Annotated in this window: 11 protein-coding genes; 5 read left to right on the forward strand and 6 right to left on the reverse strand. The window is 74.7% G+C overall.

Features of this window, described 5'->3' with window-relative positions; genetic code table 11:
• Position 1 precedes the first annotated feature (1 nt).
• On the forward strand, positions 2–820 hold the full coding sequence (locus tag AB0N04_RS09405) for a universal stress protein (RefSeq protein ID WP_360220030.1): 819 nt from the start codon (positions 2–4) through the stop codon (positions 818–820).
• Positions 821–899: 79 nt separating this feature from the next.
• On the opposite strand, the gene AB0N04_RS09410 is transcribed toward AB0N04_RS09405, so the two are convergent.
• The 3 genes from AB0N04_RS09410 to AB0N04_RS09420 form a co-directional block, all read right to left on the reverse strand.
• The gene (locus AB0N04_RS09410; protein ID WP_360220027.1) at positions 900–2132 is read right to left on the reverse strand and encodes a SpoIIE family protein phosphatase; all 1233 of its coding nucleotides are present in this window, start codon (positions 2130–2132) and stop codon (positions 900–902) included.
• A 226-nt stretch (positions 2133–2358) separates the two neighbouring features.
• Positions 2359–2766 (reverse strand): SHOCT domain-containing protein, encoded by a 408-nt coding sequence (locus tag AB0N04_RS09415; protein ID WP_360220024.1) that lies wholly within the window; start codon positions 2764–2766, stop codon positions 2359–2361.
• A 17-nt stretch (positions 2767–2783) separates the two neighbouring features.
• Positions 2784–4409, reverse strand: a complete 1626-nt coding sequence (locus AB0N04_RS09420) for a sulfatase-like hydrolase/transferase (protein ID WP_360220021.1) — start codon at positions 4407–4409, stop codon at positions 2784–2786.
• A gap of 230 nt (positions 4410–4639) precedes the next feature.
• Here AB0N04_RS09420 and AB0N04_RS09425 point away from each other — a divergent pair, with 230 nt between their 5' ends.
• Together AB0N04_RS09425 and AB0N04_RS09430 are read left to right on the forward strand one after the other, a co-directional pair.
• Positions 4640–5809 carry an alpha/beta hydrolase-fold protein gene (locus AB0N04_RS09425; RefSeq protein ID WP_360220018.1) on the forward strand — a complete coding sequence of 390 codons (1170 nt, stop codon included), beginning with the start codon at positions 4640–4642 and terminating at the stop codon, positions 5807–5809.
• A gap of 115 nt (positions 5810–5924) precedes the next feature.
• The gene (locus AB0N04_RS09430; protein ID WP_360220015.1) at positions 5925–6821 is read left to right on the forward strand and encodes a nuclease; all 897 of its coding nucleotides are present in this window, start codon (positions 5925–5927) and stop codon (positions 6819–6821) included.
• Between the two features lie 60 nt (positions 6822–6881).
• Here AB0N04_RS09430 and AB0N04_RS09435 read toward each other — a convergent pair whose 3' ends face one another.
• Both AB0N04_RS09435 and AB0N04_RS09440 read right to left on the reverse strand, forming a co-directional pair.
• Entirely contained in the window at positions 6882–7748 is an 867-nt protein-coding gene (locus AB0N04_RS09435; RefSeq protein ID WP_360220012.1) for a hypothetical protein, read from the reverse strand.
• Positions 7749–7843: 95 nt separating this feature from the next.
• Entirely contained in the window at positions 7844–10051 is a 2208-nt protein-coding gene (locus tag AB0N04_RS09440; protein ID WP_360220009.1) for an MMPL family transporter, read from the reverse strand.
• A gap of 129 nt (positions 10052–10180) precedes the next feature.
• On the opposite strand from AB0N04_RS09440, the gene AB0N04_RS09445 reads away from it, so the two are divergent.
• On the forward strand, positions 10181–10807 hold the full coding sequence (locus tag AB0N04_RS09445; protein WP_360220006.1) for a TetR/AcrR family transcriptional regulator: 627 nt from the start codon (positions 10181–10183) through the stop codon (positions 10805–10807).
• A gap of 106 nt (positions 10808–10913) precedes the next feature.
• Positions 10914–11213, forward strand: a complete 300-nt coding sequence (locus tag AB0N04_RS09450) for a hypothetical protein (RefSeq protein WP_360220003.1) — start codon at positions 10914–10916, stop codon at positions 11211–11213.
• Positions 11214–11291: 78 nt separating this feature from the next.
• Here the strand turns inward: AB0N04_RS09450 and AB0N04_RS09455 are convergent, their stop codons facing one another.
• Positions 11292–11912 carry a class I SAM-dependent methyltransferase gene (locus AB0N04_RS09455; protein WP_360220000.1) on the reverse strand — a complete coding sequence of 207 codons (621 nt, stop codon included), beginning with the start codon at positions 11910–11912 and terminating at the stop codon, positions 11292–11294.
• Positions 11913–12052 lie beyond the last annotated feature (140 nt).

A 12052-nucleotide genomic window follows, 5' to 3' on the forward strand; every position in this document is an offset into this window, starting at 1 on the left:
GATGAACCGAGCTGTCGTGGTGGGCGTGGACCCGTCGGAGCCGAACCGGGCCGCGGTGGACTGGGCGGCGGACGAGGCCTCGCGCCGCCGGGCGGACCTGCGACTGGTCCACGCGCGGTCCGGGGCGGCCGGGCCCGTCGAGGCCCAGCGGCTCGACCGGGAGTGGACGCGGGTCGCCGCCGACCACCCCGAGGTCACCGTCGCGGCCGAGCTGGTCGACGGCGCGCCGCGCGAGGCGCTGCTCACGGCCGCGGCGGACGCGGCGCTCCTGGTGCTCGGCGCCCGGGGCGCGGGCGGCTTCCCCCGGCTGCTCGTCGGCTCGACGAGCCTGCACGCGGCCGCCCACGCGGCCTGCCCGGTCGTCGTGGTCCACCAGGACGCGGCCACCGGGGGCGACGGCGGGGTGGTGGTCGGCGTCGAGGGCAAGGACGAGGAGGGCCCGGTCCTCGCGTACGCCTTCGAGACGGCCCGGCGGCAGTCGCTGCCGCTGACCGTGGTCCACGCCTGGAGCTACCCGCTGGTGCTCGGCCCGGGCCACGAGGTCCCGCCGGTCTACGAGGAGGGGCACATCGAGGCGGAGCACGAGCGGCTGCTCGCCGAGGCCCTGGCGGGGTGGCGGGAGCGTTTCCCGGACGTCGCCGTCACCGCCACGGCGGTGCGGTCCGGCTCGGCGAAGGAGCTGGTGTCGGCCTCGGCCGGGCACGCGCTCGTCGTGGTGGGGCGCCGGGGCGAGCCGAGCGGCCCGTTCGGCCGGCTCGGCTCCACCAGTCAGGCGGTCGTCCAGTACGCGCGGTGCCCGGTGGCGGTCGTCCCGGTGTGAGGCCCGCGCCCGCCCGGGGACGTCCGGAGAGGGGGGACGTCCGGAGAGGCGGGCCACTGCCCGCTACAGCCACTGACCGCTACAGCCGGATGACGACCAGCGCGGTGTCGTCCGTGGCACCGGCCGCGGGCAGCAGGTCCAGCAGGAGCGCGTCGGCGAGCTCCTCCGGCCCGTCCTTCCGGTGCCCGGTGAGGGAGTCGGCGAGGCGCCCGAGACCGGTGTCGATGTCCTCGTGGCGGCGCTCGATCAGGCCGTCGGTGTAGAGCACCAGGGTGTCGCCCGCCTCGAAGGCCTGCTCGGCCTGGGGGCGGGGCAGGTGCTCGGGGCGCGCGCCGAGCGGCGGGTCGGTGGCCGCGTCCAGGAAGACCACCGTGCCGTCCGCCCGGGCCAGGGCCGGCGGCAGGTGCCCGGCGCTGCTGTAGGCCAGCCGGTGGGTGGTCCAGTCGATGTGCACGGACACCGCGGAGGTCGACTCGGCGCCCTCCACCGACCGCGCGTACAGCCCGAGCACCTCCAGTGCCTGGCCCGGCCCCTGGGAGACCCGGGAGGCGGCGCTCAGCGCGCTGCGCAGCTGGCCCATCACCCCCGCGGCGTCCAGGCCGTGCCCCACCACGTCGCCCACGGCCACCGCCATCCGGTCGCCCGGCAGCTCGACGAGGTCGTACCAGTCCCCGCAGACGTTCAGCGCACCGACCGCCGGCTGGTAGCGCACCGCGACTTGGTGGTCGCCCACCAGGCGCGGCGCCGGCAGCATCGCCTCCTGCAGGGCGAGGGCGACCTCCCGTTCCCGGGCGTGTGCCAGCCGCAGCCGCTCGATGACCTGCTGCAGCTCGCGGGAGCGGGTGTACAGCTCCGCCTCCAGGACCCGGGAGCGGTCGCCCGCCGACCGGGACCGGGCGCGGATCAGCTCGGTGACCTCCTCCACCCGGTGCACCACGAGCACGACGCGGCCCTGCGCGTCGAGGACCGGGGCGTTGATCGGGCTCCAGTAGCGTTCCTGCCACTCCCCGGGAAGCTCCCGGGACTCCACGTCGTAGCGCTGCAGCGCCATGGTGTCCCGCTCCCCCTCGGCCAGCACCCGGCCGAGGGAGGCCGCGAGGTTCCTGGCCCCCGTCGCCGCGGGGTCGTTCGGGTTGTCGGGGAAGACCTCGAAGACGTTGCGGCCGACCAGCTCGGCGAGCGAGCGGCCGGAGTTGCGCACGAAGTCCTCGTTGGCGTCCGCGTACACCAGCTCGGGCGTCAGCAGCGCCACCATGCCGGGCAGGGCGTGGAACACCGCCCGGTAGTCGATGGCCGGATCGCTCGCGCTCATGCCGTGCTCCCTGCGCCTGCCCTGCCGCCCGGCACGCCGTCGACGGACGGGTGCCGGACCACGGCCCCGCGGGGCCGTCCGCGGGCCGGCGATCCCGGCCCGCTTCCCTCCATCCTGCGGCGGCGACCGACGCGCCGCGATCCGGGGTCCCTGCTCCCGGGGAGGTGAGGGCCCACGGCCGCGCGGGGCGGGAGCGCGGAGGCGCTCACCCGGGGAGGCCGGCCGCTCACCCGAGGAGCTTGGCCTTGGCCGCCGCGTACTCCTCCTCCGTGAGCTTGCCGCTGCTGTGCAGCTCGGCGAGCTTGGCCAGCTCGTCGGTGGTGGAGGGGGCGCTCGCGGTGTCCCGCACGTAGGTGCGGAACTGCTCCTCGCGTTCCTTCGCCTCGGTGAGTTCGCGCTGGCCCATGCTCTTGCCCCGGGCGATCAGGTACACGAAGACGCCCAGGAACGGAAGGATCAGGACGAAGATCGCCCAGGCGGCCTTGGCCCAGCCGCTCAGCGAGTCGTCCCGGAAGAGGTCCCCGAAGACCCGGAAGAGCAGCATGAACCAGAGGATCCAGATGAAGATCAGGCAGGTGGTCCAGAAGATGTCGAGCACCGGGTAGTCGGCGGCGAGGTTCACGTGGGTGTGCATGGCGGTGTCCTGCTTTCTCAGTGGGAGGCGGCGGCCGCCGGGGCGGCCGCGGGCTGGTCGGTGTCGCCGTGCCAGGTGGGCCAGCCGAGCAGCCGCGGCCGTTCGGTGACCCAGGCCCGGGTGTCGGTGCCGATCTCGGCGGTGATGAGGTCCTCCAGCCGGGTGCTGTACTGCGCGACCAGCTCGCGGTGCGCCGGGTCGGCGGCGAGGTTGCGCGTCTCGCCGGGGTCCGCGGCCCGGTCGTAGAGCACCACGTCGTTCCGCGCGTACAGGGACTCCGGGTCGGCCGGCCGGTTGGGGTCGAGCGGGGAGAAGTACCGGCCGAAGGTGTACCGGTGGTCGACGTAGCCGCGCAGGAAGCCGCGCTTGCTCCAGTCGGGGCGGAGCTCGCCGGCCTGGATCCGCTGCGGGGCCCGCGGGTCGGCGAACTCGAACCAGAAGTCCGCGTCCAGGGCCAGCACCGATTCGATGGCGGCCAGCACGCCCTCACGGACGCTGCCGCCGTCGAGGGCCGGGGCCAGCGAGTGCCCCTTGAGCGCGGGGTGGCGGGTGGCGGCCTCGGCGGGGTCGACGCCGGCGAAGTCCAGCAGCGTCGGCGCGAGGTCGACCGCGGAGGCGAGCGCCTGGGTTCGCGCCCCGCCGGCGGAGTCGGGGTGGCTCAGGACGAACGGGACGTGGAGGTTCTCGTCGTACAGGAGCGGGCCCTTCTGCCGCAGGCCGTGCGAGCCGGCCATCTCGCCGTGGTCGGCGGTGAGGACGACGACGGTGTGGTCGGCCTGCCCGGAGGCGTCCAGCGCGTCGAGGACGTGCTCGATGCTGCGGTCGACGTCGCGGATCGCGTTGAGGTAGAAGTTCAGGCCGTCGTACCAGTGCCGGTCGCCGGCCACCGGGCCGAAGACGGTGTCGAGCATGCGCGCGTACTCGGCCACCGCGGGCGCCGCGCCGCTCAGGTCGTCGCGCAGCGTGGCCGGCAGGTCGAACTCCCAGCGCTTGCGGTACAGCGGGATGTCGGCCGCGGCCTTGAGCACGCAGGCGCGGGCCAGTTCGGGCGGCATGTCGATCGCGGGCCGGCCCCCGTAGTCGAAGCTCATGATGTCGTGCGGGTTGACGAAGTTGACGGCCATGAACCACGGCTGGTCCGGCGCCACCGCCGGGGCCCGGTTGCGCAGCCACTTCACCGCCTGGCCGGCGATCACCGGGTCGAGCTTGAGCCCGGCCCAGGCGCCGCCGTCGATGTCCCCCCAGTCGTTGAACTCGCTGAAGCCGTAGGGTTCCAGGGCGTCCGTGGTCGGTCCGGGGCGCTCCGGCGTCCGGTACGCGTTGGAGAGGTGCCACTTGCCCTGGTAGGTGCAGTGGTAGCCGGCCCCGCGCAGCATCGTGCCGAGGGTGCCCAGCCCGGGGTCGAGCGGGCGGATGTACGGCATGTTGTCGTTGTCGTAGATCTCGGTGAGCGGCAGGTGCTGACCGGTGTAGAGCACGGACCGGGCGGAGCTGCACATCGCCGAGGCGGTGTAGTAGCGCTCGAAGGTCGTGCCCCGCTCGGCGAGCCGGGCCCGCGCGGGCAGCGTGAAGCCCGGCGGCCGGGGTATCGCGGCCCGTTCCTCGTCGGTCACGATCAGCAGGATGTTCGGGCGACGTGTCATGACCACCTGTCCCTCGGGATAGCGCGTCTCGCACCATTGCTGCGCACCGCGCGCCGCCCGGCACCCCGGGGTGGGCTGTCCGGGCGACCCCGGGCCTGCTCCGGGCCGGTCCCGCGGGGTCACCCCCTCCCAGGAAACTCACAGGAACCGGCAACCGAACGGCCGTTCCCACCGTCTCCCACGAGACCGGGCACACGGGCCCGGACGGCACAGGAACCGGGCACGAACGCATGAACCTCACTGGCACCCCCTTCCTCCTCCTCACCATCGCCCTGTTCGCGGCCTCGATCGCGCTGGCGATGGCGCAGTGGCTGGGCAGAGGTGCCCTCCTCGGACCGGGACGGACGGCACAGGGGCGGCGCACGCCGCTGCGCGCGCTCTCCTACCTCGGCACCGTGCTGCTCTGCCAGGTCACCGCCGTGGCCATGGTCTTCGTGGTCGTCAACGACCAGAACCAGCTCTACGACAGCTGGGGCGACCTGCTGGGCACCGCCAGCCACGTGCGGGCGGTGCCCGTACCCCCCAAGGACGAGGGCCTGGCCGGCGACCGCGCCGCGGCCCCCGGGGCCTCCGGCAGCCCCGCCCCGAAGGTCCCGCAGGCCTTCCACGCACCCGACTCCGACGCCGTGCCGAGGAGCGTGAAGCAGGCCGACCTCAAGGGCCGGCTCTCCGGAGTCGACGGCGAGGTCCTGGTCTGGACCCCGCCGCAGTACGACGACCCCGCCTACAAGGACCGGACCTTCCCGGTGGTCGAACTGCTCGTCGGCTACCCCGGCTCCTCCAGCGCCTGGTTCGGCGACACCATGGACGCCACCAAGCAGCTCGAACCGCTCATGAAGTCCGGCCAGGTGACGCCGTTCATCCTGGTCTCACCGCGGGTCTCCCTCCTCGCCGGCAACGACACCGGCTGCGCCGACGTCCCGGGCAAGGTGAACGCCGAGACCTGGCTCGCGCGGGACGTGCCCCAGATGATCGTGGACAACTTCCGGGCCGACACCACCGCGGACCGCTGGGCCCTGTCCGGCTACTCGGCCGGCGCCCACTGCGCCCTGCGCCTCGCGCTCGCCCACCCGAACCGGTACCGGGCCGCGATCAGCATGTCCGGCTACAACGACCCGGCCGGCGAGCCGAGTTCGCTGACCGCCAAGGACCCGAAGCTGCGCGAGGCCGACAACCCGCTGCACATCCTCACCCACGCCGCCACTCCGCCGAACGTCGCGCTCTACGTCACCGGCCGGCGCGGCGACGGGCTGGAGGACGCCACCGCCCTGCAGCGGGCGGCGAAGAGCCCGACCAGCGTCACCCCGTTCGAGACCACCGGCCCGCACCTGACCTCGACCTGGAAGCCGCTGGTCGTCCCGACCTTCACCTGGCTGACCGGGATCATCCCGCCCCGCTGACGGTCCGTCCGTCGCGGTCCCTGACGATTCCTCGGCGAGGCCACCGGCCCGGGCTCCCACCGATGGTTCGGACAAAGAGGAACAATGAGCACCCGATCGGACTCGGGAGGCACACATGTCCATGCTGCTCATCACCGGCTCGTACCGGATCGTCGGGGACCGCCCCGACGGCGACACCGTCCACTTCGTGCCCTACGACCCGGCGTTCTGGTGCGACCTGCCCGGCCTGCACCGCGTCAAGCGCGACGAGAACGGCGGCGTCTCCATCCGGCTGGACGGGATCGACGCCCTGGAGACCCACTACCAGGGCGTCGGCGACTTCGTGCACCAGCCGCTCGGGCTCGGCGCGCACGCTGCCCGCGACGAGCTGCTGAGCTGGCTGGGCTTCAGCCAGGTCGTGCAGGACGACGACGAGAAGGTCACCTCCTCCACGCCCGCGGCCGCCCCCGGCTACCTCCTCACCGGCGGCGCCGACCTCTTCGGCCGCTGCGTCGCCCTGCTCGGCCGGGGCGACGCGCCGAAGGTCGGCGCCGCCGCCAAGCCCGCGCGGAGCGGCTCCCACCTCGACGTCACCGTCGACATGCTGCACGCGACCGCCAACCACCACCTGCTCTCGCTCGGGCTGGTCTACCCCACCTTCTACGCGAACCTCCCCGAGGACCTCCGGGCCGACCTGACCACCACCGCGCAGCAGGCGCGGGCGGCCAAGGCCCCCCACAGCGTCTGGCTGAACGACGTGACCACCACCGGCGCGAAGATCGAGAACCTCGACTCGATCACCGAGGACCTCGTCCTGCTGCCCAAGCTGTTCCGCCGACTCGCCGACTACGTCCGCGTCTTCGGCCCGGGCCTGGGCGGCCTGTCCGCCTTCCTGGCCGGCGGGGGCGACGAGTTCACCCTCCCCGAGGACCGGAAGAAGCGCGTCATCGGTCTCCAGCACGTGGTCGAGGTCACCGACGGAACGCTCCGGATGACCCGCCCGATCGAGGACCTGGTCTTCAGCGAGAAGTAGCCGCCGGAATCCCCGTCCGGGCCCGCGAGCCCCCCGGCTCGCGGGCCCGTCGACGTGTCGTCAGCGGCGGGCGGAGCGGCGGCGGGCGGCGTGCAGCGCCGCACCGCCGGCGGCGAGCAGCGCGGCGGCGGCGACCGCGGTGACGGCGAGGGAGCCGTCGTCGGCTCCGGTCGAGGCCAGCGCGGCGGCGGGCGTGGCCGGGGGCTGGGACGGGTGCGGGGAGGTCACCGACGGCGCCGCCCGGGTCGTGGTGGCGGTCGGGGTCGGGGTCGCGGTGGCGGTTGCGGGCGAGGTCGGTGTGGCGGTCGGGCCGGCGGTCGGCGCGGTCGTCGGTACCGGGGTCGCGGTGGGTACGGTCGGCGCCGGGGTGACGGTCGGCGCCGGGGCAGCGGTCGTCGGGCCGCCGGTGGGCTTGGGCGGGCAGGCCGTTCCGCCGTTCCACGAGGCGATCAGCAAGCCGGAGTACGGCTCGTCCGGGTAGTGCGGCAGCGGGTGGTCGCCGTCGGCGCCGTCGTACTTCTCGCCTCCCGCATGGAGGGCCAACTCCCCGTAGCACGGCGGAAGTCGGTCGCCGATGTCGAGCGTCGCGCGGTAGTGGTCACGGGTGAGCGTGGTGGTCGCCCAGCCGAGCAGGGTGTGCGCTCCGGAGGTGGCCCAGGTCGCGCCCTCGGTCGCGTACGAGCCCAGCGAGACGTGGTAGTCGCAACCCGCGGTCGGCACGCCCGCCAGCCGGACCTGGACGGTGCCGGAGGCCGCCGGCATCGACGCGTCGGCCGTCCAGTGCGCACCGCCGTCGACGGAGTACTGGACCGGCCCCCGCCCGCAGTCCGTCCCGGCGTGCGCGGGGGGTGCGGTGAGGAGGGGCACTCCGGCAGTCAGGCCGGCGGCCATCAGTGCGGGCAGGCCGCGGCGGAGTCGTGCGTGCATGGGGTGGTGCTCCTGATCGGGTCGGTTCCGGAACGGGTTCGGGACTGGGGTCGGGGGTTGGGGGTCGGGGGTTGGGAGCCGGGGGGCCGCGGGCGTCAGCGGACGGCGGGGGCGGGGTCGACGGGAGCCTCCGCCGGGGCGGGGTGCTCGAGGTGGCCGTCGCCCTCGATGTCGACGTGCGGGAGCAGCCGGTCGAGCCAGGCGGGCAGCCACCAGTTGCCGTCGCCGAGCAGGACCATGGTCGAGGGCACCAGCAGGCCGCGGACCACGGTGGCGTCCAGGGCGACGGCGGTGGCCAGGCCGATGCCGAACATCTTGACCACCGGGTCGTCGGAGAGCAGGTAGCTGAGGAACACCGCGACCATGATCAGGGCCGCCGAACTGATGATCCGTCCGGTCCGGGAGAGGCCCTCCACCACGGCGCGGCGGTTGTCCCCCTGCCGCAGGTACGCCTCGCGCACGGCGCTGAGCAGGAAGACCTCGTAGTCCATGGAGAGCCCGAAGAGCACCGCGAACATCAGCAGCGGCACGTAGCCGGGGACGGGCACCGCGCCCTCCAGCCCGATCAGTCGGGCGCCCCGACCGTCCTGGAACACCGCGGTGAGCACCCCGTACGCGGCGGCGACCGAGACCAGGTTCATCACGGCGGCCTTCAGCGCGACGACCGGCGAGCGGAAGGCGAGCAGCAGGAGCAGGCCCGCAACGGTCAGCACGAAGCCGACGACGAGCGGCATCCGCTGCGAGATCCGCGCGTTGAGGTCGGCCTGGGCAGCCGGGGTGCCGCCGACGTGGAGCTGTTGACCGCTGCCGGCGGTGGCCGCGGGGAGCACCTCGGAGCGCAGCCGGTGGACCAGCGCGGTGGTGTCGGGGTCGGTCGGGGCGGTGGTCGGGGTGACCTGCCAGCGGACGGTGCGTCCGTCGGCGGCCACCGCGGGCGGACCGACGACGGCGACGCCCTGCGCGCCGCGCAGCGCGGCCGTCACGGCGGCGAGGCGCGGGTCGCCCGCTCCCCCGGCGGTCTGCGCCGGGGTGGGGAGGACGTCGACGACCTGGAGCACGCCGTTGGCGCCCGGGCCGAAGGCCGCGGCCATCCGGTCGTACGCGGTGCGGCTCATGGTGCCGCCCGCCTTGCTGCTGCCGTCGAGCTGCCCGAGGTGGAGGTGGACCGCCGGGGCTGCGAGGGCTCCGAGCAGGGCGAGACCGGCCAGCAGCAGCGGCCACGGCCTGGCCGCGACCAGGGCCGCGATCCGGCCCCAGCCGCGCGGGCGCCCGGGCTCGGCGGGCGCCGCCGGCCGGGGCGTCAGCCGGGCGCCGAGCAGGACGAGCAGCGCCGGGAGCAGCGTGAGGTTGACGCCCAGGGCCGTGACCACGGCGATCGCGGGGGCGAGGGCCAGGGCGTACAGCAGCGGGAGTCCGCCCAGCGCGAGGCCGGCGAGGGCGGCGACGACGGCGCTGCCGGCGAAGGCGACGGACTTGCCGGAGCCGGCGGTGGTGCGCACCGCGGCCTCCTCGATGCCGACGCCCGCGGCGCGCAGCTCCCGGAAGCGGGTGAGGCCGAAGAGGGTGTAGTCGATGCCGACGCCCAGGCCGATCATGGCGGCGATGGTCTCGCCGGCCTCGGGCACGTCCATCAGGTGGCCGACCAGGCCGAGCACGGGCAGGGCGATGCCGAGGCCGATCACCCCCGCGATCAGCGGCAGTCCGGCGGCGACCAGGCTGCCGAGGGTGAGGGCGAGGACGACCAGGGCGGCCCCGAGGCCGATGGCCTCGCTGCGGCCGGTGCTCCCCTTGTCGACGGCCGCGGCCAGGTAGCCGCCGGGGGTGACCTCGATGCCCGCGGCGGTGGCGGGGGCCGCTGCGGCGAGCACCGCGCGGGTGGTGTCGGGGGTGACCTCGCGGCCGGTGACGTCGAGGTCGACCGAGAGGTAGCCGGTGTGGCCGTCGGCGCTGAGGGCCCCGGTGCCGGCCGGGTCGTAGGGCGTGGTGACGGCGACGACGTGCGGCACCGCGGCGATCGCGGTGGCGGCGGTGCGGACGGCGGCGGTGGTGTCGGCGGCGGTGAGCGGGGCGGCGCCGGGTGCGGTGTGCAGCAGGACGGGCTGCTTGCCCGAGGCCGAGCCGGGGAAGGCCCGGTCACCGAGGTCGCGCGCGGTCTGGCTGTCGCTGCCGGGGATGTTGACGGCCTCGCTGGTGACGCGGCCGAAGACGGCGAGCGCCGCGAGGGCGGCGGCGAGGAGGAGCAGCCAGGCGGCGACCACGCGCTTGGGTCTGCGGGCGCACCAGCGCCCGACACCGGTGAACATCTGCGGCGAACCGCCCTTCGTACGGCGGCGGGGTGTGCGGAACCCCCGCCAAACTCATTGCACTCAGCGTGCAACGCGTACACTTGCACTCACGGTGCAAAAATGTCAACGCGAGGGTGGAGGAGCCGCGTGAAGCCGAGCCGAGCCGCCGCACCCGGGGCCGACGGACGCACGGAACGCGGGCGGCAGACCCGCGAGCGGATCGCCGACGCGGTGCTGTCACTGCTCGACGAGAACCAGGCGCTCTTCCCCGCCGACAAGGTGGCCGAGCGGGCCGGCGTCTCCCGCCGACTGGTCTTCCACCACTTCTCCGACATGGCCGAGCTGGCCGAGGTCGCCGTCAACCGGCGCCTGGAACAACTCGCCGCCCAGATCGGCCCGCTGCCCACGGACGGACCGCGCGCGCCACGGGTGGCCACCCTCACCGAGCAGCGCGCCCGCATCCTGGAGGGCGTCACCCCGGCCCGGCTCGCGATCATGCGCCTGGAGAACCCCTCCCCGCGGATCCAGGAGGCCGTCCAGCAGATGCTGGACTTCGCCCGCCTGCGGCTCACCCAGGTCTTCGCCACGGAACTCGACCCGCTGCCCGAGCCGGCCCGCACCGACCTCCTCAACGGCCTGGACGCGGTGACCACCTGGAGCGCCTGGCACCACTGGCGCAGCACCGGCCTCACCCCCGACCGGGCCCGCCACACCATGGCCGCCACCGTCCACGCCCTCCTCACCGTCGCCGACCGGCCGCATCCCCCGTCCTGACCCGGGAGGGACGGGCCCGCGGAACGAACCGGGCTGCGGATGCAGCCGGTGGTGGTGTGCGGTGTGCTGGAGGTACGCACGGATCGACGGGAACGAGGTGTCCACGATGGCCGAGGTCATGTCGATGCGGTGGGCCGGGGTCACACCCGAGCAGTACGACGCCACGCGCGAGGCGGTGGGCTGGGAGGAACGCACCCCCGAGGGCGCCCTGATGCACGTGGCCTGGTTCGAGTCGGGCGCGCTGCACGTCGTGGACGTGTGGACCTCGCGCGCCGACTTCGAGCGCTTCTTCGCCGAACGCCTCGCGGCCGCGGTCCGGCAGGCGGGCATCACGGGCGAGCCCGAGACCAGCTTCTCCCCCCTCCACCGGCGCTTCGTCGCGCCCGGCGTGAGCGGAGCGGCCTGACCCGGTCGGGCCGCCTCAGGCCGGGCGGCCCCGGGCGGCCCGGCGGGGCGGTCCGCCTCGGACCGGCGACCTGCCGCCTCAGGCCGGGGAGACCGCAATGCCGAGGGAGTCGGCGCCCATGGCCTTCGGCGCGCCCTTCTCGTAGAAGACGTCGAGTTCGGTGATGGTGAAGCCCGCGCCGATCAGCAGGTCGGCGATCCTCCGGGTGAGGTGACACCCCCCGAACAGCCGCTGCTGCAGGGGGTCGAGGCGGCGCTGCCACCGGCGCACGTCCGCGTCCGGCGCCAGCCCGTGCTCGACGAAGTGCAGCGTCCCGCCCGGCCGGAGCACCCGCCGGATCTCGCGCAGGGCGCCGGCGGCGTCCGGGATGGTGCACAGGGTCCAGGTGGAGACGGCAGCGTCGTAGCTGTCGTCCGGGAAGGGCAGTGACTGGCCGTCGAGGGCGGCCCGGCGCACGGTGACGTCCGTCTGCGCGAGACGCTTGCCGGCGAGCTTCCAGCCGACGTCGGAGGGTTCGACGGCGTCCACCCTGGTGACGGCCTCGGGATAGAAGGGGACGTTGAGCCCGGAACCGAAGCCGATCTCGACGACCTCGCCTCCCAGCCCCGCACAGACCCGGCTCCGGAGCCGGTCGGCCTCCTTCATGCCGCAGGCCACGTTGATGATCCGCGGGACGATCTGGTCGTTGTAGAGCCCCATGGCGACCTCCCGTCGCTCATCACCAGTCTGGCACCGCACCGCGGCCGGGGCCCAGGTGCGACCGCGCCGGGGGCCGCCGCGTTCCGCCGGGGGGGCCCCCCCCCCCCCGGGGGGGGGGGGGCGCCCGCCCGCCGCCGGCC

It is taken from the genome of Kitasatospora sp. NPDC051702, from assembly GCF_040681575.1.
In the GTDB taxonomy this organism is placed as follows: domain Bacteria; phylum Actinomycetota; class Actinomycetes; order Streptomycetales; family Streptomycetaceae; genus Kitasatospora.

Coding starts and splice junctions, on each gene's coding strand:
- AB0N04_RS09420 (WP_360220021.1), bottom strand. CDS start 4,409: ATGACACGTCGCCCGAACATCCTGCTGATCGTGACCGACGAGGAACGG.
- AB0N04_RS09430 (WP_360220015.1), top strand. CDS start 5,925: ATGTCCATGCTGCTCATCACCGGCTCGTACCGGATCGTCGGGGACCGC.
- AB0N04_RS09405 (WP_360220030.1), top strand. CDS start 2: ATGAACCGAGCTGTCGTGGTGGGCGTGGACCCGTCGGAGCCGAACCGG.
- AB0N04_RS09455 (WP_360220000.1), bottom strand. CDS start 11,912: ATGGGGCTCTACAACGACCAGATCGTCCCGCGGATCATCAACGTGGCC.
- AB0N04_RS09415 (WP_360220024.1), bottom strand. CDS start 2,766: ATGCACACCCACGTGAACCTCGCCGCCGACTACCCGGTGCTCGACATC.
- AB0N04_RS09450 (WP_360220003.1), top strand. CDS start 10,914: ATGGCCGAGGTCATGTCGATGCGGTGGGCCGGGGTCACACCCGAGCAG.
- AB0N04_RS09410 (WP_360220027.1), bottom strand. CDS start 2,132: ATGAGCGCGAGCGATCCGGCCATCGACTACCGGGCGGTGTTCCACGCC.
- AB0N04_RS09425 (WP_360220018.1), top strand. CDS start 4,640: ATGAACCTCACTGGCACCCCCTTCCTCCTCCTCACCATCGCCCTGTTC.
- AB0N04_RS09440 (WP_360220009.1), bottom strand. CDS start 10,051: ATGTTCACCGGTGTCGGGCGCTGGTGCGCCCGCAGACCCAAGCGCGTG.
- AB0N04_RS09435 (WP_360220012.1), bottom strand. CDS start 7,748: ATGCACGCACGACTCCGCCGCGGCCTGCCCGCACTGATGGCCGCCGGC.